Below are 19,021 nucleotides of genomic sequence, written 5' to 3'. Positions count from 1 at the left end.
ATTGTGTCGTTGACGCTACTTTGAGCGAGGCGATAGACGCCGCTGGCGGCGCTTTGATGGCTGTCGTATTCTTCGCGGCTCTTCTGAGCTGTCTGGCTCGAAAAACTGAAACTACCTACGTTTACTCCGGAGTTCGTTGAATGTCTGCTGGTTGGCTGCGCGCCTGTGCGCTGGTGATGATAGGGCTGTTCAGCGTTTCGGCGCTGGCCAAGGACAAGCAACCGACGGCCATCGTCATCGGCGGCGGCCTGGCGGGACTCACCGCGGCCTATGAGCTGCAGAACAAAGGCTGGGCCGTGACGCTGCTGGAAGCCAAGCCGGACCTGGGCGGTCGCTCGGGCATGGCCACCAGCGAGTGGATCGGCAATGAGAAGACGCAGCCGGTGCTGAACAAGTACGTCTCGACCTTCAAGCTGAGCACCACGCCGGCCCCGGAGTTCGTGCGTACCCCCAGCTACCTGATCGACGGCACCTACTTCACCGCCGCCGACCTGGCGACCAAGCAGCCGGCCACCGCCGAAGCCCTCAAGCGCTACGAAACCACCCTGGACGACCTGGCGCGCTCCGTCGAAGACCCGCAGAACCCCGCAGCCAACAATACCCTGCATGCCCTGGACCAGATCACCGTGTCCAACTGGCTCGACCGTCTGCAACTGCCGGCCACGGCGCGGCAGTTGGTGAACCAGGAGATTCGCACCCGTTATGACGAACCTTCGCGCTTGTCACTGCTGTATTTCGCACAGCAGAGCCGAGTCTATCGCGGCGTGTCCGACCGCGACCTGCGTGCCTCGCGCCTGCTCGGCGGCAGTCCGGTACTGGCCCAGGCGTTCGTCAAGCAACTGAAAACCATCAAGACCAACTCGCCGGTGTCGGCCATCTCCCAAGACAAGGACGGCGTGACTGTCAAGGTCGGCAGCGTGGGTTACCAGGCTGACTACGTGGTGCTGGCGGTGCCGTTGCGGGCGCTGAACAAGATCCAGTTGACCCCGGCCCTGGACGCCCAGCATCAAGGCGCGATCAAGGGCACCAACTACGGTTGGCGCGACCAGATCATGCTCAAGTTCAAGACCCCCGTCTGGGACAGCAAGGCACGCATGTCGGGCGAAATCTACAGCAACGCCGGCCTGGGCATGATGTGGATCGAGCCGGCCATGAAGGGCGGCGCCAACGTGGTCATCAACCTGTCCGGCGACAACGCCCGGGTGATGCAGGCCTTCGGCGACAAGCAGATGGTCGATCAGGTGCTGATCCGCCTGCACGCGTTTTATCCACAGGCCCGTGGCGCGTTCACCGGTTATGAAATCCGCCGCTACAGCACCGACCCGTCCACGGGCGGCGCGTACCTGGCCTTTGGCCCGGGCCAGATCAGCAAGTACTGGCGCCTGTGGGAAAAACCGTTGCAGCGTGTAGCCTTTGCCGGCGAACACACCGACACCCTGTATCCGGGCACCCTGGAAGGCGCATTGCGCAGCGGCCAGCGGGCCGCCAGCCAGGTTGAAGACCTGGCGGCCGGCAAGTCGTTCGAACCGGCCAAGGTGGCACCGGCTGCCACTGCGGCAGCTGCCGGTGCGGTGGCGGCGAAGAAGGGCAACTTCTTCAGCAACCTGTTTGGTGGCTCAGATGACGACAAGAAGCCGGAGCCGGTCAAGGCGCCAGAGCCGGTAACGCCTGCTCCAGCCCCAACCCCTGCGCCGGTACCCGCTCCAGCGCCGGTTGCGCCAACAGTACCCGCGGCTCCGGCGAAGGTTGAGCCCGCCAAGAAAACCACAACCAAACCGGCTGCGAAAAAACCTGCCGCCAAGACCCCGGCTAAAAAAGCGCCGGTGAAGAAAGCCGCGCCGGCGAAGAAACCGGCTGCGACAACACCGGCAGCGACTGAGACCAAGGCTCAGTAAGGCTCGGTGACGAAAAAGCGCGGCGTGTCAGCCGCGCTTTTTTTTACCTGTGAGTCGCCATCGCGAGCAAGCTCGCTCCCACATGGGGCGGCGGTGGCAGGCCGAACGCAGTCCTTGTGGGAGCGAGCTTGCTCGCGATGAGGACTCCAGATGCAACTGATATCACACACCGTATTGGCTTTAATCTTTCCTTAACCCACTCCTTCCAGACTGATGATCGTATTTCTCGATATTTCAAAGCGAAAATTTCCGCTTTAAATCGATAGATAACTCGCTAGTCTTGATCTCAGTTTTTACAGGATATGAGCAATGCAGCTTCGCAACTCTTCTTCTCGCTATGGCTGGGTCAGTATCGCTGTGCACTGGGGCGTTGCGCTGGTGGTGTACGGGCTGTTCGCCCTGGGCCTGTGGATGGTCGGCCTGGATTACTACAGCACCTGGCGCAAAGACGCGCCGGACCTGCACAAGAGCATTGGCCTGGTGCTGCTGGCGGTCATGTTGCTGCGGGTGGTCTGGCGGTTTGTCAGCCCGCCGCCGCCGACCCTGCCGACCTATGGCCGCCTGACCCGCGTCGGCGCCAAGCTTGGCCATAGCGCCCTGTATCTCGGGTTGTTCGCCGTGATGATCGCCGGTTACCTGATTTCCACCGCAGACGGTGTCGGGATCCCGGTGTTTGGCTTGTTTGAAGTGCCCGCGCTGGTGTCCGGACTGCCCGATCAGGCAGACGTCGCCGGTGAGATCCACTTCTACCTGGCATGGGCGCTGGTCATTTTTTCCGGCCTTCATGCGTTGGCAGCATTGAAACACCACTTTATCGACCGTGACGCGACCCTCAAGCGAATGCTGGGGCGCCAAGCCTGATGTTCAACCTCGACTCCAAAGGAATAGAAAGCATGTTGAAAAAGACGCTCGCCGCCCTGGCAATCGGTTCTGCCCTGCTGTCTGCCGGCCAGGCCATGGCTGCCGACTACGTCGTCGACAAGGAAGGCCAGCACGCCTTCGTCGACTTCAAGATCAGCCACCTGGGCTATAGCTACATCACGGGTACCTTCAAGGACATCGACGGCAAGTTCAGCTTCGACGCCGCCAAGCCTGAAGCCAGCAAGATCGAGTTCAACGTGAATACCGCCAGTGTGTTCACCAACCACGCCGAGCGCGACAAGCACATCGCCAGCGCTGACTTCCTGAACGCCAGCAAATTCGGCAAGGCCACCTTCGTTTCCACCAGCGTCAAGCCGACTGGCAAGAACGCCGATGGCAAGGAAACCGCCGATGTGACCGGTGACCTGACCCTGCTGGGCGTGACCAAGCCGGTCGTGGTCAAGGCCACCTTCCTGGGTGAAGGCAAGGACCCGTGGGGCGGCTACCGTGCTGGCTTCGAAGGCACCACCAGCATCAAGCGTTCGGACTTCGGCAAGCAGAAAGACCTGGGTCCAACCTCCGACGCGGTCGAACTGTACGTCTCGTTTGAAGGTGTCAAAGCGAAGTAACCTTCGCGCCTGACAAAAAAACGCCCCTGGTCTTGGGACCAGGGGCGTTTTTTATTGCGCGGATTCGGGCAGCACAGAGAACCCTGTGGGAGCGAGCTTGCTCGCGATGACGGCAGTTCTGTCGCATTGATCTTGGCTGATACACCGCTATCGCGAGCAAGCTCGCTCCCACATCTGGAATGTGTCGGGCCAAAAAAAGCCCCGGGTCGCGAGACCCGGGGCTTTTTCACGGCTTGGGGAAACTCAGCGATTGCGCGTCAGCAATGCCGGTTTCTCGCCCCGTGGACGGCTTGGCAGTTGATCCAGCTGTTCAGGTGTCGGGAAGCGATCGGCTTTCGATTCCTTGTGCATGATCTTCGGCTGGTTGCTGCGTGGGTTCTGCACGGCGGGTTCCTGGCGAGGCTGGTCGTCACGGGCCGGGCGGCGTGGGCGGGTGTCGTCGCGACGGGCCTGGCCGTCACGGGGGGCGCCGTTGCGTGGGCCGCTGCGCTTGGCCGGGGGTGTGCCGGTAGACGAGCCGTTGCTGTTGCGCGGACCGTTCTGGCGACCCTGTGGCTGGCCACTGCGCGGAGCGCCTGCACCTGCGCCCTGTGCCGGGGCACCCGGACGGCGACCGCGGCCCTGGGCCGGTTTCTGTTGTGGCACGTAGTCGACGCGGTTACCGAAGTTATCGACATCGTCATCCAGGAACTCGTCCGGGGCACGATCGGCTGCGGCGCGCGGAGCCGGGCGCTGCTGCTCACGAGCCGGGGTGCCTTCGCGGGGCTTCTGCTCGCGGGCAGGGCGTTCGCCGCGGCCGTTGCTGTTGCTGGCCGATTTTTCCTTGCCCTTGTCCTTGCCTTTGTCTTTGCGACCGCCGCCACCACCGCCGCCGTTCGGACCGTCGCCCCGTGGGCCACGGGCATTGCGCGGATTACGCACATCCGGACGTTCGCGTACTTCAGGCTTCTCGGCTTCGATGGTGCTGGCATCGAAGCCCATCAGGTCACCGTCGGCGATTTTCTGCTTGGTCATGCGCTCGATGCTTTTGAGCAGCTTTTCTTCGTCCGGCGCGACCAGCGAGATCGCTTCGCCCGAACGACCGGCCCGGCCGGTACGGCCGATACGGTGAACGTAATCTTCATCGACGTTCGGCAGCTCGAAGTTGACCACGTGGGGCAACTGGTCGATGTCCAGGCCACGGGCCGCGATGTCGGTGGCCACGAGGATACGCACTTCGCCGGCCTTGAAGTCGGCCAGGGCCTTGGTGCGGGCGTTCTGGCTCTTGTTGCCGTGGATCGCCACGGCTGGCAGGCCGTGCTTGTCCAGGTACTCGGCCAGGCGATTGGCACCGTGCTTGGTACGGGTGAAGACCAGGACCTGTTCCCAGGCGCCGGCGGTAATCAGGTGCGCCAGCAGGGCACGTTTGTGGCTGGCCGCCAGGCGGAACACACGCTGCTCGATACGCTCGACCGTGGTGTTCGGCGGCGTGACTTCGATGCGCTCCGGGTTGTGCAGCAGCTTGCCGGCCAGGTCGGTGATGTCCTTGGAGAACGTCGCCGAAAACAGCAGGTTCTGACGCTTGGCGGGCAGGCGGGCGAGGACTTTCTTCACGTCATGGACAAAGCCCATGTCGAGCATGCGGTCGGCTTCGTCCAGCACGAGGATTTCAACGTGGGACAAATCGACGCTGCCCTGGCCGGCCAGGTCCAACAGGCGACCGGGGCAGGCCACCAGTACATCGACGCCACGGGACATGGCCTGGACCTGGGGGTTCATGCCGACGCCGCCAAAAATGCAGGCGCTGACGAACTTCAGGTCGCGAGCGTAGACCTTGAAGCTCTCGTGTACCTGGGCCGCCAGTTCGCGGGTGGGGGTCAGGACCAGTACGCGCGGTTGGCGCGGGCCATGACGCTGGGATTTGTCTGGGTGACCGTTGGGAAACAACCGCTCCAGGATCGGAAGGGCGAAACCACCGGTTTTACCAGTACCTGTCTGCGCCGCGACCATCAGGTCGCGACCTTGCAACACGGCGGGAATGGCCCGCTGTTGCACCGGGGTAGGCTGGGTATAGCCGGCGGCTTCGATGGCGCCGACTAAAGCCTCGGAGAGACCGAGGGAAGCAAAGGACATGAGTAATCCTGTTTTAGTGAGGGCCTGGCCCAATGGGATAGTCTTGCCGGGCGCGAATGACGTTCAACCAAAAGACGTCATCCCGTCCGGTCCTGCCGGGCCTCGAAGGCGGGTCCGGACAAGGCTCGCGCGGGCCGTAGGCGGCGCTGTAGCGGTGTCGGGATGCCTTTTGCAAGGCCGGGCGTCCGGGCGTAAGCCTGGCGGGAAGGCCGGAGTATAACAGAGCAAACGCCTCGCGCCGCTTTCCTGCTGCTCAACGGTTTATTTCAGTGCTGGCCCGGCCGGGCGAGGTGGCCTTGGTCATAGCGCCTGCGCCGTAGCGGGCGCTCAGTTCGGCATAGGCTGGTTCGCGCTTGAAACGCTTGAGTTCGGCACTGAAGCGTTGCACCAGCAAATCCATCCCGGCATTGCGCCGCACCGCCAGGTATTGGCTTTGACGGCTCACTACCACTGGGTTTTCGGTGATCTGGTCGCCCAACTGCATTTGTTCGAGCACATGTCGGCCGACCCTGCGGTCGGTGATGAGCAGGTCGATCCGACCCAGTTGCAACTTGCCGAAGTTGGCTTCGTGGGTGGGCGCCGCTTCACGTTTGAACAGGGTCGACTCACGGAAGGCCTGGCTGTACAGGTAACCGGGCGAAGTGCCAACGGTCAGGCCGCCCAGGTCGTCGAGCGTGCGAAACGGATGGGGGCGGGCGTTGGCGTAGAACATCACGAACTCCACGTCCGACAGCGGTTCGCTGGGGTAAAGCAACAGGGCATCGCGCTCATCGCTGTGGAAAATGTCCAGCGCACCGTCCGCCAACCCTTGTTCCAGCATCGCCAGGCACCGCTTCCAGGGCAGGAACTGCCATTCCACATCGATGCCCAGGCGTTTGAACACAATGGCCGTGGTTTCGTAGTCCAGGCCGAGCATCTTGCCGTTCTCTTCGTAGACATAAGGCGCCCAGGGTTCGGTGACAATGCGCAACTTTTCGGCCTGGGCGGTCACGCTCAGGCACAAGAGAAGAAGGGTGGTCAGCAGCTGGACAATGACGGGCATGGGCCTGAGGTTACGACGAGAGCTCATCAAATAGCTAGAGCGCTCTGGCCTGTGCCCTGGTGGCCTGTTTGGTGAGTGAGTCAACTTCTGCGAATTTGAACTGGCGAACTCACCATGCAGGCACTAGTTACCTTTTGCCTGCATCAGATGCGCGTAGATGGCTTCGCGGCGCTCACCCAGCACGAGGCGAATCAGCGGATGATCGAGCCAACGTTTGAGTTCATGGTCCTGCAGCGATTTTTCCAGGCGATGTTCGACGTTCTGCAGGGCTTTTTCCCACCAGACCGGGGCGCAGGCCTGGTCGAACTCATTGGTATGGCGATAGCAGCCATAGAGGATCTCGCGCATGAACTGGCGTTTATGGCTGGGCAGCCCCAGGGTGATGAACTTATAGGCCAGGCGTTGGAAGGCCGGCGGCCGAGGCAGGGTGGCGGTGACTTGGCCGGTTTCATCCAGGGCCTGGTGGCAAGTCGGTGCGGCACCGTGTTTGTCGAGCCAGGCTTTGGTCTTGGCGCGGAACAGCTGCTTGCGGCTCCAATAGTGGTGGATCAGGTCCGGGCACTCGCGCACCCGCACCGAGCGATAGGCCGCTACCGAAAGGCAGAATTCTTCCAGCGTGTAGGCACCCTTCGCCAATGGATACAGCTCATCCATCAGGGCGATCGAGCGATCCAGGACCGACGCATCGACGCAGTTGAGACCAATGACCCCGGAGTTCAACAACGGCATGTCGTCGTCCGCGAGCTGCCGCTGGCGCAGTGTGTCGGCCAGTGTCAGGTAAAGCCCGGCGTCCTTGTTGGCGCCATACGTCAGGCCGAAGGCATTGCACAGCAACGTGCCAGGCTGGACCCGGCGAAACAGTTCGAGGGGGGAGCAATGGAAAAAAGTGTCGGTGTCGATCAGCAGCGCCACTTCGGCTTCTTCGAGCACTTTGCGCATCACCACGTGCTTGGCACGGAAGTGATACCCGTGGGGTTCGATCCAGGCCTGGCGGGTTTCATTGTCCAGCGGGCGCAGACGCACCGGCAGCCCTGCGTACGGTGCGCGATTGTCGGTGAACACCTGGATATCCAAGGCTTGGTCCGGTGTCTTGCGCAGACCGGCCAATGCGCTGGCGATGCTGAACAACGCTTCCTGGTGATAGGTTTCGGCCCCGTAGACCAGATAAATGAGTTGTGGGGTCGTTAGCCTGTGACCATTGGGCATCTACTGCGATCCTCCAGATGTCTGTGCTTAATAAAAAAGGCCTTGGTTTTCGCCAAGGCCTCTTTGTACCACCGCATTAAGTCAATTCAGCGCGGCAGCTTGAGGTTGTTCCATACCGCGAGGCTGGGCTCGGCCTGGTTAAGGGTATAGAAATGCAGCCCTGGTGCGCCGCCCTGCAACAAACGCTCACACATTTGTGTGATGACTTCCTCGCCGAAGCTTTGGATGCTTGAGGAGTCATCGCCATAGGCTTCCAGTTGTTTGCGAATCCAGCGTGGGATTTCTGCACCGCACGCGTCGGAGAAGCGCGCCAGCTTGCTGTAGTTGGTGATCGGCATGATTCCCGGCACGACAGGAATGTCGACGCCCAGCTTGCGGATACGTTCGACGAAGTAGAAATAACTGTCGGCGTTGAAGAAATACTGGGTGATGGCACTGTTGGCGCCAGCATTGGCCTTGCGCACGAAATTGCGTAGATCGTCTTCGAAGTTGCGCGCTTGCGGGTGCATCTCCGGATACGCAGCCACTTCGACGTGGAAATGTTCGCCGGTTTCCTCACGAATGAAGCTCACCAGTTCGTTGGCATGGCGCAGCTCACCGCTGGCCATGCCCATGCCCGACGGCAGGTCGCCACGCAGGGCAACGATGCGCTTGATGCCGGCGGCCTTGTACTGGGTCAACAGGCCGCGCAGGTCGTCCTTGCTGTCGCCGACGCAGGACAGGTGAGGGGCCGCGGGAACTTTGACTTCGCTTTCGAGCTGCAACACGGTGTTCAGGGTGCGATCGCGGGTCGAACCGCCCGCACCATAGGTGCAGGAGAAGAAATCGGGGTTGTAGCTGGCCAACTGGCGGGCAGTGGCAATCAGTTTTTCATGCCCAGCATCGGTCTTCGTCGGGAAGAACTCGAAGCTGTAGCGACGGTCTTGGGACATGGTCATATCCTTGGAAACTCGTAGGCCGGTGAGGCTTGCATATCCCAGGTGGGGGCGGGCTCATGTGGGAACGAGCTTGCTCGCGATTGCCATCGCCCCGGTACGGCAGTTGGGCCGAGGTGTCTGCATCGCGAGCAAGCTCGCTCCCACAAAAGAGCCCGCTCCCACAGGGGAGCAGCGCCGATCAGTAGCGGTAAGCGTGCGGCTTGAACGGGCCTTCGACGGTGACGCCGATGTAGTCAGCCTGTTGCTTGGTCAGCTTGGTGACCACGCCGCCGAAACCGCGGACCATTTCCAGGGCCACTTCTTCGTCGAGTTTCTTGGGCAGTACTTCCACGGTCAGGCGCTCGGCTTTCTGGGCCGGCGACAGGTCGGCGTATTTCTGGCCGAACAGGAAGATCTGGGCCAGGACCTGGTTGGCGAACGAACCGTCCATGATGCGGCTTGGGTGACCGGTGGCGTTGCCCAGGTTAACCAGGCGGCCTTCGGCCAGCAGGATCAGGTAGTCGTCGTTCTGTGGGTCGAAGCTGCCGGTGCCGGTGCGGTGCACCTTGTGGACCTGTGGCTTCACTTCTTCCCATGCCCAGTTCTTGCGCATGAAAGCGGTGTCGATTTCGTTGTCGAAGTGACCGATGTTGCAGACCACGGCGCGCTTCTTCAGGGCCTTGAGCATGTTGGCGTCGCAGACATTGACGTTGCCGGTGGTGGTCACGATCAGGTCGATCTTGCCCAGCAGCGCCTTGTCGATGCTGGCTTCGGTGCCGTCGTTGATCCCGTCGATGAACGGCGAAACCAGTTCGAAACCGTCCATGCAAGCCTGCATGGCGCAGATCGGGTCGACTTCGGACACCTTGACGATCATGCCTTCCTGGCGCAGGGACTGGGACGAACCCTTGCCCACGTCACCGTAGCCGATCACCAGCGCCTGCTTGCCCGACAACAGGTGGTCGGTGCCGCGCTTGATGGCGTCGTTGAGGCTGTGACGGCAGCCGTACTTGTTGTCGTTCTTGCTCTTGGTCACCGAGTCGTTGACGTTGATGGCCGGGATCTTCAGTTCGCCCTTGGCCAGCATGTCCAGCAGGCGGTGAACGCCGGTGGTGGTCTCTTCGGTGACGCCGTGTACCTTGTCCAGTACCGCGGCGTACTTCTTGTGCAGCAGCTCGGTCAGGTCGCCGCCGTCGTCGAGGATCATGTTGGCATCCCATGGCTGGCCATCCTTGAGGATGGTCTGCTCCAGGCACCACTCGTACTCCTGCTCGGTCTCGCCTTTCCAGGCGAATACCGGGATACCGGCGGCGGCGATGGCGGCAGCGGCCTGGTCCTGGGTCGAGAAGATGTTGCAGGACGACCAGCGCACTTCGGCACCCAGGGCAACCAGGGTTTCGATCAGCACGGCGGTCTGGATGGTCATGTGGATGCAGCCGAGGATTTTTGCGCCTTTCAATGGCTGTTCGCCAGAGTACTTGCGACGCAGACCCATCAGGGCTGGCATTTCGGATTCGGCGATGATGATTTCGCGACGGCCCCAGGCAGCCAGGGACATGTCGGCGACTTTGTAATCGGTAAAAGCTGCGGGCGTGATAACAGCGCTCATGAAGAGCCTCCATTCGTAATGTATGCGAATGGGCGCCGTTGTGCGTTTAGTGTCCGTGCGGGCAGGCCCGTACAAACAACGCCCCATCCGAGCCTGACAGGTCGAGCCTGCTGCAGCGCCCCTCGGACAGGTGGCGGGACCGGTCCAACGGGTGGACCGGGTAAAGCGGGGCGATTATAACGGGCTAATCGGATCTTCCAAAAGGGTTTCTGTCGGCAAATCGAAATTGCCGATGACCGTCATAGGGCCCGCGACGTAGAGCCTGGCCGTGCGGTCTGCCATGATGCAGCAATCCATCGACCAGACGCTCAGGAGTGATCATGAATTTCCACACCCGCAAATGGGTCAAGCCCGAAGACCTCAACCCCAACGGCACGCTGTTCGGCGGCAGCCTGTTGCGCTGGATCGACGAGGAGGCGGCGATCTACGCCATTGTCCAGTTGGGCAACCAGCGCGTGGTCACCAAGTACATTTCGGAAATCAATTTCGTCAGCGCTTCGCGCCAGGGCGACATCATCGAGCTGGGCATCACCGCCACCGAGTTTGGCCGCACCTCCATCACCTTGACCTGCGAGGTGCGCAACAAGATCACCCGCAAGAGCATCCTGACCGTGGAGAAAATGGTCTTCGTCAACCTCGGCGAAGACGGCTTGCCCGCGCCCCATGGCCGGACCGAGATCAAGTACGTCAAGGACCAGTTCAAGGAGGATGTCGTCGAGTGAGATCGGCGGCGCTTTCATCGCGAGCAAGCTCGCTCCCACAGGGGAGTTGGCGGCAAACCTGAATCTCGACCTCACCGCAGAACCCTTTGTGGGAGCGAGCTTGCTCGCGATGACGATTGCATATTCAACACCGATGCAAACCGACCCACCGCTATCGCGAGCAGGCTCGCGCCCACATTTGTGTTTGGGGTGCCACTGAACAGCTCCGGGCGCCGCGTGTCGTAGGTACATCACGCCACGGGTTCAGGAGTTGCATGGACACTCATAAAGACGGCAAGACCCCTGACCTTTCGGCTCAGGAGCAGCACGAAGTCGACCGTAACCAGCCGCCGCGGGCGGCCGTGTTGCATGAAATCATCCGCACCCAGGGCGATTTGGAGCTGGAGCGCAGTATCGCCGCGCTCTGGTGGTCGGCCCTGGCGGCGGGGCTGACCATGGGGCTGTCGCTGATGGCGATGGGCTTGCTCAGCTCCCGGCTGCCGGATCACGAGGGCTTCAAGGTCATCGCCAGTTTCGGTTACTGCGCCGGCTTCCTTGCGGTGATCCTGGCCCGCCAGCAACTGTTCACCGAAAACACCCTGACCGCCGTGCTGCCGATCATGAGCAAACCCACGCTGGGCAACTTCGGTCGGTTGCTGCGGCTTTGGGGGGTGGTGCTGGTGGGCAACCTGTGCGGCACCTTGCTGGTGGCCTACGTGATGCTGCACCTGCCGATTTTCGACCCGCGCACCGATCAGGCTTTCCTGGAGATCGGCCGCAAGGTCATGGAGAACGACACCGGCCAGATGTTCGCCAAGGGCATCATTTCCGGCTGGATGATCGCCACCATGGTCTGGATGATCCCGTCCATGGAAAGCGCCAAGATGTGGATCATCATTCTGATCACCTACCTCATGGCGCTGGGGGATTTCACCCACATCGTCGTCGGCTCGGCCGAAGTGTCCTACCTGGTGTTCGCCGGGGAGCTGGCGTGGAAGGACTTCTGGCTGGTGTTCGCCGGGCCGACCCTGGCCGGCAACATCGTCGGCGGTAGCTTTATCTTTGCCTTGCTCAGCCACGCGCAGATTCGCAGCGAGGAAGGGCCGCCCAAGGCCAACCGTTCTACGGAGGATGGGCGGCGTGTGGACTCACAATGACCGGAAACCTGGACGCAGGTTTCTGGTTCAGGCAAGCGGTTCTGGGTACAACATATTGATCAGTGTGGTGCGGGTGTGCGATTTGGGATTGGACAGTCCGGTGGAGCGCGATTCGTAATTAGCGATAACCCGCTCCAGTGCCTTGTTGAAGGCCTCTTTGCTGCGCACATCTTCCAGGTCTCGGACGACACCCTTGATCAGCGTTGCGTTCCAGTCGGTTTGACCGTTCAGAAAGATCGAGGGATATAGCACATACCGCACGACGTTATCGACGCGTGTAGCAAGGTCTCGCTGATTCATTTCCTCGACGGCGTGGCTCGTGACTGTGGAAATCCCGCTGGAAGCGTCTTTATCCCAGCGAGCGGCAGCCTGCAGGTACTGCATGAAGTCCGGGTCATTGTTGTGATTGAGCCGTTTAGCCAGCCATTCCAGCTTGTCGGGCTGATCTGCAAGTTGATCGAGGGTCCCAATGGCCATTCGGATTTGCGGGCTCGGTTCCAGCCTGGTGGAGGTTTCATTCGCCTCTTGGATGGCGATTTTCAGTTGCGTCCACGCTTCCTGTGCCTGGCGCTTGAAGGCAATGACTTGCGCGCAGGTTTCGTCTCTTTCCAGTTCCGGACCCAGTTGCTCGAGTTCTTTGTCGCTCAGTGCCAGCAGCGCTGCCTCAGTCGAGTCAAACCAAAAGGTTTGCTGTGTTGCATTGCGTGTGTCCAGATGGACCTGGACAGCCTCGCGCGTTTTTTCCTGGAGATAATTCTTTCTTTTCTCAGCCATGCTGAAGTTAAGCGTTCCAGCGAGCGGCCCTCTGTGGTCACCTTTAGGGGTATTCAGCGGAGCGACAACGGTCTGGTTGGCGTAGCCCTTCATCTGTTTGGCATTCAGCGCAGAGTAAGCCGCATGAGGCGCCCCGATGAATTTGTCAACGAGGGCCGATATGCCCGTCCCCCTTTGGCTTATTTGATCCGGCTCTCCACCTTCGAATACCAGGATCAAGTGTTCCTTTTCCGGGATCGGGCTCATTTGGTGAACCGGATTGTAGAGGGCGGATATCGGTGTGTTGTTCAGAATGCCGCCGTCGGCAACCGCCGTGGTTTCGCCCGTTCGCTGGAATGGGAGCCCTTGCACGATCGGTTTACTGAACACTACCGGCAGCGCTGCGGAGGTATGCGCTGCCACGGCGATATCCATATCCGGGGTGGTCTTCGCACTATAAACCAATAATTGCGCGCCCCCCTCCACCATGACGGTGCCGGTGATTTCCACGGACTTGATCTGGGGGATCTCTTTGCTCAGGACATCCAAGTCGCCGAAGGTGACAAATTTTTTCTCGCGCACACTGTTGATGACTTCCTGGGCCTGGGAGGAGAGCGGTGTCGTTACGTTGTCGCAACGCTGTAAAAGCGCCGCGCAAGATTCCGTTCTGATCAGCTCCTCCAGTGGCATCCCTTTGGAACCCAGGCGCGGCACCAGATCACAAATCAGCTGTGCCAACGGGATCATCTTCAGTTTCTTGCCTAAATTCGACCACCCATCCTGCCTGGCTGAAACGACAGGATCGGCGCTATTGAGCAAGGAGATGAGGGAAACCTCGTCTGAGATCCTGTCGAAGTCCGCGTGGGTCATGCCGCTGGCGAGTAAAACAGCCGATATGGCTCCCGCGGACGAACCGGTGATCATCTGGATAAGATCCATGACACCGTTGGCTTCGAGTGCTTCCACGAGTCCGGAAATGACCACACCCTTGGCACCTCCACCACTCAGGTTCAGTTCTTCAATGGTCGGCCGATTCTTGCTGACTTTTACCCTGCCATCGTCGTACCGGGTGATGGTTGTCGACCCGTCCGGCCCTCCGCATAGCAGCGTGCTGCCAGATTCTGAGCTCGCTGATTCCTGGCTTCGGCAATTGGTTTTCTCGGAGCTGACCTCTTGGAACCGCGACGGGCTGTGGCTAGGGAGGCTGGTGGGTGAGGTTGATAGTGATAAAGGCATTCAGGTTCGTTCCTTGGACCCAGGGAGTAGGGGGGGCCGAACTTTAAACAAAACCTGAAGGAATTTTTCCTGATGACTCAATTGGAAAAATAACCGCCGTTTGCCGACACTTCCCGGCGGCATTCAATCGAAAGGCTCTGGAACGCGGCCTTCAGCCGGCAGGTAAAACGACCTGCACATACTGGGATATTTTCCTACTGAGCGCGCCGCCCATTCCCTCGAGGACTGAGCAGATTTCTTGGGCCCTCAAACGGCCACGGCAGCCAAGCGCCGCTGCCGGTAGATAAAGAACACCGCCGTCAAGGTCGTCAGGCCGCCGACCAGGGCTCCGGTCCATGGCAGGTCCGCCAGATCCGCGCCGCTGGCGACCACCAGGCCGCCGATCCACGCGCCCGCTGCGTTGCCGAGGTTGAATGCGCTCTGGTTCAGGGTCGAGCCGAGGTTCGGTGCTTCGTGGGCCTGGTCGATGATCAGCAATTGCAGGATCGGGCACAGGGCGAAGGCGAAGATGCCCCATAGCACCAGGGTGATTGCCGCCGGGATCACCGACCGGCTGGTCTGGCTGAACGCGGCCAACACCAGCACCACGGCCAGGGCCATGCCTACCAGCGCAGGCAGCAGGCGCCGGTCCGCCAGGCGTCCACCGAGGAAGCTGCCGGCCGTCAGGCCGACGCCGAACAACAGCAGCATGACGGTGATGCCGTGGGGGCTGACGCCGGTGATGTCCTGCAGGATCGGCGCGATGTAGGTGAACACGCTGAACAGACTGGTAGAGGCCAGTACGCTCATGCCTAGGGCGAGCAATACGTTGACCTTGCCCAGGACCTTGAACTCACTGGCCAGGTTGGCTTTGTCCATGGGAATTTCCCTGGGCAGCCAGACCCATTGGGCAATGGCCGCGATCACGCCGATGATCGAGACCGCCCAGAAGGTCGAGCGCCAGCCGGCGTATTGACCCAGGGCCGTGCCCAACGGGACGCCCAGCACGTTGGCCAGGGTCAGGCCGGTGAACATCATGGCAATCGCCTGGGCCCGTTTGTTCGGCGCCACCAGCCCGGCCGCCACCACCGAACCAATGCCAAAGAATGCTCCGTGGCATAGCGCAGTAACGACCCGGGCGGCCATCAGCGTGGTGTAGTTCGGCGCCAGGGCGCAGAGCGCATTGCCGAGAATGAACATCAGGGTCATGCCCAGCAGCGTGGCCTTGCGCGGCATGTTGGCGGTACCGATCGCCAGGACCGGTGCGCCGAACACCACGCCCAGGGCGTAGCCGGTGATCAGCAGTCCGGCCTGGGGAATGCTCACGGCCAGGTCCCGGGCGACATCGGGCAACAGCCCCATGATGACGAATTCAGTCGTGCCGATGCCAAAAGCGGCAACGGCCAAAGCAAGCAAGGCGAGTGGCATGCGCAGGGTCTCTGTCTGTAGTCTTGACGCTCTGATCAGGCATACGCATGCCGGCGCCCCTATTCGAGTGAACGGGACAACCGCGAGATTATTGGAATTAGGGGTATGCGCAACTGAGTGCGGCGTGGTCGGCTTGAAGTATAAACGATCGCGAATCAATTCATGAGCCCCGCTGATCGTAGGAACTGTCGAGTGCAACGAGGCTGCGATCTTTCCACTGACAATTGAGTCTGGCGTGAAAGATCAAAAGATCGCAGCCTTCGGCAGCGCCTACGGGAGGAGGGACAAGACAAGGAGCGTGCCGTGCTTGCGACGGCCTTGGTGTTGGTAGCGGCGTTGTTGCATGCGGCGTGGAATACGCTGATCAAATTCAGTGGCGAGCGTTTGCTGGTGGTGGCGTGCATGGACAGCGTCGCCCTGCTGTTCGTCGCGTTGACCCTGGGTTTCGTGGCATTGCCGCCGTTGGAGATCTGGCCGTGGATCCTGGCCTCGGCGGCGTTCGAGCTGCTGTACCGCTATTTGCTGATCCAGGCTTATCGGGTCGGTGACCTGGGGTTGGTCTATCCACTGATGCGTGGCCTGTCGCCGCTGGTGGTGCTGGCCCTGACGTTTATTTTCGCTGGCGAAGCGCTGACGACCCAGCAGGTCATCGGCATTTTGCTGATCCCGTTCGGCATGCTTTGCCTGTTGTGGCAGGGCGGTGGCGGCGACCGGCTGCCCTGGTCGATGCTGCCAGTGGTGGCGCTGATCGGCCTGTGCATCGGTTGCTACACCTTTATCGATGGCCATGCCCTGCGACGTTGGTCCCATCCGCTGGATTACCTGGTCTGGGTCACGTTGCTCAGCGCCTGGCCCTTCCCCTTGCTGGCGTTGGTGAGCAAACGGCCGGCGTTCATGGGGTTCTGGCACGAACAGTGGCGGCTGGGGTTGGCGGTCGGATTCTGCGTATTGTTCAGCTACGCTCTGGTGCTATGGGCCATGCAACTGGGCTCGATCGCCGAAGCGGCGGCACTGCGGGAGATCAGCGTGATCCTGGTGGTGCTGTTCGGCATGCGCTACCTGAAAGAACCTTTTGGCCGGCCGCGGCTCTTAGCCTGCGGGCTGGTGCTGATTGGCATGCTGGTGATGAAAGCCTGACGCTCGATTCTCTATAAAACTCAAAAAGGAAGTGCGGTATGACGGTTGCCCTGTGGTGTGTGTTGATTGCTTTTCTCCTGCCTTACCTGTGTATAGGGATCGCCAAGGCCGGTGGGAAATACCGGTTGCAGGATAATCACGATCCCCGGGACTTTCTCGATTCACTCGAAGGCGCGCCCCGGCGTGCCTACGCGGCGCAACTGAACAGCTTTGAAATCAGCCCGTTTTTCGCCGCCGCCGTGATCGTCGCGCACCTGGCCGGCAACGCCGAACTGGTCACCATCAACGTGCTGGCGGTGCTGTTCATCACCAGCCGCCTGCTCTACATCATTTGCTATCTGGCAGACTGGGCGATTCTGCGTTCGCTGGTGTGGTTCGTGGGGGTAGGGTTGGTGGCGAGTTTCTTCTTCGTTTCGATTTGAGCCTGGCGGCTGAATCGTCGGCGTCTGTACTGGCCCTATCGCGAGCAAGCTCGCTCCCACATTGGATCTAGCCGCACACAAGATATGTGTCCACTGGCGATCTACTGTGGGAGCGAGCTTGCTCGCGATAGGGCCTGTACCCTCAATCCATTTCTCAAGGGTTGGCGGCCACTGCATTCGCCACCTGAGGCACTTGCGGCAACGCCATGCCCTTGGGCCAGAGCATCCAGATCTGTCCCTGCTGTTTCATGTCCCCGGCCAGTTGGCCCGCCGCTTCACCCGTGCCCCAGAACAGGTCCGCCCGCACTTCGCCGGTAATCGCACCGCCAGTGTCCTGGGCGGCGACGGGGCGGTTCAAGGCGCTGCCATCGGGACGAGTGGTGGATAACCACAACAGGCTGCCCAGCGGAATCACCTTGCGGTCCACCGCCACGCTGTAGCCGGCGGTCAGAGGTACATTCAGCGAACCTCGCGGGCCTTCGTTGCTATCGGGGTTGCGGTTGAAGAACACGTAGCTGGGGTTGCTGGCGAGCAATTCGGGAATGCGGTTCGGGTTGGCCTTGGCCCAGGCACTGATGGTGCCCATGGTCACGTCTTCTTTCTTGAGTTCGCCTTGTTCGACCAGCCAGCGTCCGATGGGACGGTAAGGATGGCCGTTCTGGTCAGCATAGCCGATGCGCAGTTGGCGGCCGTCAGCCAATTGAATGCGTCCCGAACCCTGTATTTGCAGGAATTGCAGGTTCATGGGATCGGTCAGCCAGGCAATGACCGGCGCCTTCGCGCCGTTGGTCTCGATGGTGGCCGCGTCGTCGTACGGCTTGAGCACCCGGCCTTCGAGGCGGCCGCGCAAGCGTTTACCCTTGAGCTCAGGGTAGATGCTGTCCAGCGACACGATGATCATGTCCTCCGGTACACCGTAGACCGGGATATTCGCCGTGGTGGTCTGGGTGAGGCTGCCGGGGTAGACCGGCTCGTAATAGCCGGTAATCAGGCCGTTGGGGCTGTTGTCCCCCGAGCGCAGGCCATAGACGTCCAGGTTCTGTTTCAGGAAGTTGCGTACATCCTGTGGGGTTTGCGGCACATTGGCCGCTGCCGCGCAGGTCGGGCCCCAGGTCGCATCGGCCTTGAGCCGGGTGCACGCGCTGCGCCAGGAACCGAAACCGGCCAGCAGGTCTGCATCGGATACCGCCGGCAGCGCCTCCCAGGGGGCGCTGACATAGGTGGCGAGGGCGTGGGTCTGCGGTTCTTCGACCTTTTCGCCGCGGTTGCAACCGGCCAACAGTGCCATCAGCGGTAGGGTCAATGCCAGGCCTTTGTGCCAGGGCTTGATGCGGCTGTTCATGAAGATTTCCTTTGCAGCCATTCGGACGCTGTCAGGCGCTCGAACAACCCGTATTGTTGATAGGGCCATTGGTCTTTACCGATGACCCGAGGATACTAACCGCCGTTTCCTGCCCCGAGGCCAAGATGTTTGTAAAACGATTTTCCATGGCCGTGCTGGCCTGCCTGATGTTGTCCGCCTGTGGCGGCGTCGATCCCAATTCGCCCCTGGGCCAGCGCAAGACGATTTTCAAGCAGATGCTCAAGACCAATGAAGAGCTGGGCGGCATGCTGCGCGGCCGAGTCCCGTTCGATGGCGCACGCTTCGCCGAGGGCGCGGCGCAGCTGGACCAATTGTCCCATGAGCCGTGGAAGCACTTCCCGCAAGTACGCGAGCAAGACCACACCAGCGCCCGGGATGACGTCTGGCAAAAACAGGCGCGCTTCCAGGAGCTGGCTCGCAACCTTGAAGCGGCCACCGGTGAGTTGGTGACCGCCAGCAAAGTCCAACCGTACAGGGCCAGTTACCTGGGGCCGGCAGTGCAGAAGGTCGAAGATGCGTGCAGTGCCTGTCATAAAGAGTTTCGGGATTATTGACTTGCCTTGAAAGATCGCAG

15 protein-coding genes, 1 pseudogene and 1 riboswitch are annotated in these 19,021 nt (G+C 61.0%); of the genes and pseudogenes, 8 read left to right on the top strand and 8 right to left on the bottom strand.

All coding sequences use genetic code 11. The annotated features are described in order from the left end of the window. Positions 1–140 precede the first annotated feature (140 nt). From BLU85_RS28005 to BLU85_RS27995, 3 genes are all read left to right on the top strand, one after another. Complete coding sequence (locus BLU85_RS28005) at positions 141–1,895, top strand: flavin monoamine oxidase family protein (protein WP_092204932.1); 1,755 nt, start codon at positions 141–143, stop codon at positions 1,893–1,895. 309 nt (positions 1,896–2,204) lie between these two features. Next, positions 2,205–2,756 carry a cytochrome b gene (locus tag BLU85_RS28000; RefSeq protein WP_072405882.1) on the top strand — a complete coding sequence of 184 codons (552 nt, stop codon included), beginning with the start codon at positions 2,205–2,207 and terminating at the stop codon, positions 2,754–2,756. A gap of 32 nt (positions 2,757–2,788) precedes the next feature. Then, complete coding sequence (locus BLU85_RS27995) at positions 2,789–3,385, top strand: YceI family protein (protein WP_072405881.1); 597 nt, start codon at positions 2,789–2,791, stop codon at positions 3,383–3,385. Positions 3,386–3,628: 243 nt separating this feature from the next. Here the strand turns inward: BLU85_RS27995 and BLU85_RS27990 are convergent, their stop codons facing one another. The 5 genes and pseudogenes from BLU85_RS27990 to ahcY all read right to left on the bottom strand — a co-directional run bounded on the left by BLU85_RS27990 (position 3,629) and on the right by ahcY (position 10,271). Then, the gene (locus tag BLU85_RS27990) at positions 3,629–5,497 is read right to left on the bottom strand and encodes an RNA helicase RhlE2 (protein WP_092204931.1); all 1,869 of its coding nucleotides are present in this window, start codon (positions 5,495–5,497) and stop codon (positions 3,629–3,631) included. Between the two features lie 231 nt (positions 5,498–5,728). Then, positions 5,729–6,539 (bottom strand): annotated as a pseudogene (locus BLU85_RS27985) (substrate-binding periplasmic protein); the annotation flags it as partial. Positions 6,540–6,662: 123 nt separating this feature from the next. Beyond that, positions 6,663–7,745 (bottom strand): hypothetical protein, encoded by a 1,083-nt coding sequence (locus BLU85_RS27980; protein ID WP_092204929.1) that lies wholly within the window; start codon positions 7,743–7,745, stop codon positions 6,663–6,665. An 86-nt stretch (positions 7,746–7,831) separates the two neighbouring features. Beyond that, positions 7,832–8,677 (bottom strand): methylenetetrahydrofolate reductase [NAD(P)H], encoded by an 846-nt coding sequence (metF, locus tag BLU85_RS27975; RefSeq protein WP_092204928.1) that lies wholly within the window; start codon positions 8,675–8,677, stop codon positions 7,832–7,834. Positions 8,678–8,861: 184 nt separating this feature from the next. Then, positions 8,862–10,271, bottom strand: a complete 1,410-nt coding sequence (gene ahcY, locus BLU85_RS27970; RefSeq protein ID WP_092204927.1) for an adenosylhomocysteinase — start codon at positions 10,269–10,271, stop codon at positions 8,862–8,864. A gap of 23 nt (positions 10,272–10,294) precedes the next feature. After that, a riboswitch (S-adenosyl-L-homocysteine riboswitch) is annotated at positions 10,295–10,401 on the bottom strand. A 190-nt stretch (positions 10,402–10,591) separates the two neighbouring features. On the opposite strand from ahcY, the gene BLU85_RS27965 reads away from it, so the two are divergent. Next, positions 10,592–10,993, top strand: a complete 402-nt coding sequence (locus BLU85_RS27965; protein WP_092204926.1) for an acyl-CoA thioesterase — start codon at positions 10,592–10,594, stop codon at positions 10,991–10,993. Positions 10,994–11,247: 254 nt separating this feature from the next. Continuing rightward, positions 11,248–12,129: a formate/nitrite transporter family protein gene (locus BLU85_RS27960; protein ID WP_092204925.1), complete on the top strand. Its 882-nt coding sequence runs from the start codon at positions 11,248–11,250 to the stop codon at positions 12,127–12,129. 27 nt (positions 12,130–12,156) lie between these two features. On the opposite strand, the gene BLU85_RS27955 is transcribed toward BLU85_RS27960, so the two are convergent. Both BLU85_RS27955 and BLU85_RS27950 read right to left on the bottom strand, forming a co-directional pair. Next, positions 12,157–14,118 (bottom strand): patatin-like phospholipase family protein, encoded by a 1,962-nt coding sequence (locus BLU85_RS27955; protein ID WP_092204924.1) that lies wholly within the window; start codon positions 14,116–14,118, stop codon positions 12,157–12,159. Between the two features lie 246 nt (positions 14,119–14,364). Next, entirely contained in the window at positions 14,365–15,525 is a 1,161-nt protein-coding gene (locus BLU85_RS27950) for an MFS transporter (protein WP_092204923.1), read from the bottom strand. Between the two features lie 303 nt (positions 15,526–15,828). Here BLU85_RS27950 and BLU85_RS27945 point away from each other — a divergent pair, with 303 nt between their 5' ends. Beyond that, on the top strand, positions 15,829–16,662 hold the full coding sequence (locus BLU85_RS27945; RefSeq protein WP_092204922.1) for an EamA family transporter: 834 nt from the start codon (positions 15,829–15,831) through the stop codon (positions 16,660–16,662). 38 nt (positions 16,663–16,700) lie between these two features. Further along, positions 16,701–17,084 carry an MAPEG family protein gene (locus BLU85_RS27940; protein WP_060740239.1) on the top strand — a complete coding sequence of 128 codons (384 nt, stop codon included), beginning with the start codon at positions 16,701–16,703 and terminating at the stop codon, positions 17,082–17,084. 154 nt (positions 17,085–17,238) lie between these two features. Here BLU85_RS27940 and BLU85_RS27935 read toward each other — a convergent pair whose 3' ends face one another. Next, on the bottom strand, positions 17,239–18,426 hold the full coding sequence (locus tag BLU85_RS27935) for a murein transglycosylase A (RefSeq protein ID WP_092204921.1): 1,188 nt from the start codon (positions 18,424–18,426) through the stop codon (positions 17,239–17,241). Positions 18,427–18,551: 125 nt separating this feature from the next. Between BLU85_RS27935 and BLU85_RS27930 the strand changes: the two genes are divergently transcribed. Next, positions 18,552–19,001: a c-type cytochrome gene (locus BLU85_RS27930; RefSeq protein WP_060740241.1), complete on the top strand. Its 450-nt coding sequence runs from the start codon at positions 18,552–18,554 to the stop codon at positions 18,999–19,001. Positions 19,002–19,021 lie beyond the last annotated feature (20 nt).

The sequence above is a fragment of the Pseudomonas sp. NFACC14 genome, from assembly GCF_900106885.1.
Lineage (GTDB): Bacteria > Pseudomonadota > Gammaproteobacteria > Pseudomonadales > Pseudomonadaceae > Aquipseudomonas > Aquipseudomonas fluorescens_AA.
The sequence above is the reverse complement of the archived record's forward strand: the minus strand, read 5'-3'. Positions and strand labels throughout refer to the sequence as shown.

Excerpts from the sequence above, each read along its gene's own strand:
- BLU85_RS28005 (WP_092204932.1), top strand. The coding sequence starts at position 141 with ATGTCTGCTGGTTGGCTGCGCGCCTGTGCGCTGGTGATGATAGGGCTG.
- BLU85_RS28000 (WP_072405882.1), top strand. The coding sequence starts at position 2,205 with ATGCAGCTTCGCAACTCTTCTTCTCGCTATGGCTGGGTCAGTATCGCT.
- BLU85_RS27995 (WP_072405881.1), top strand. The coding sequence starts at position 2,789 with ATGTTGAAAAAGACGCTCGCCGCCCTGGCAATCGGTTCTGCCCTGCTG.
- BLU85_RS27990 (WP_092204931.1), bottom strand. The coding sequence starts at position 5,497 with ATGTCCTTTGCTTCCCTCGGTCTCTCCGAGGCTTTAGTCGGCGCCATC.
- BLU85_RS27980 (WP_092204929.1), bottom strand. The coding sequence starts at position 7,745 with ATGCCCAATGGTCACAGGCTAACGACCCCACAACTCATTTATCTGGTC.
- metF (WP_092204928.1), bottom strand. The coding sequence starts at position 8,677 with ATGTCCCAAGACCGTCGCTACAGCTTCGAGTTCTTCCCGACGAAGACC.
- ahcY (WP_092204927.1), bottom strand. The coding sequence starts at position 10,271 with ATGAGCGCTGTTATCACGCCCGCAGCTTTTACCGATTACAAAGTCGCC.
- BLU85_RS27965 (WP_092204926.1), top strand. The coding sequence starts at position 10,592 with ATGAATTTCCACACCCGCAAATGGGTCAAGCCCGAAGACCTCAACCCC.
- BLU85_RS27960 (WP_092204925.1), top strand. The coding sequence starts at position 11,248 with ATGGACACTCATAAAGACGGCAAGACCCCTGACCTTTCGGCTCAGGAG.
- BLU85_RS27955 (WP_092204924.1), bottom strand. The coding sequence starts at position 14,118 with ATGCCTTTATCACTATCAACCTCACCCACCAGCCTCCCTAGCCACAGC.
- BLU85_RS27950 (WP_092204923.1), bottom strand. The coding sequence starts at position 15,525 with ATGCCACTCGCCTTGCTTGCTTTGGCCGTTGCCGCTTTTGGCATCGGC.
- BLU85_RS27940 (WP_060740239.1), top strand. The coding sequence starts at position 16,701 with ATGACGGTTGCCCTGTGGTGTGTGTTGATTGCTTTTCTCCTGCCTTAC.
- BLU85_RS27935 (WP_092204921.1), bottom strand. The coding sequence starts at position 18,426 with ATGAACAGCCGCATCAAGCCCTGGCACAAAGGCCTGGCATTGACCCTA.
- BLU85_RS27930 (WP_060740241.1), top strand. The coding sequence starts at position 18,552 with ATGTTTGTAAAACGATTTTCCATGGCCGTGCTGGCCTGCCTGATGTTG.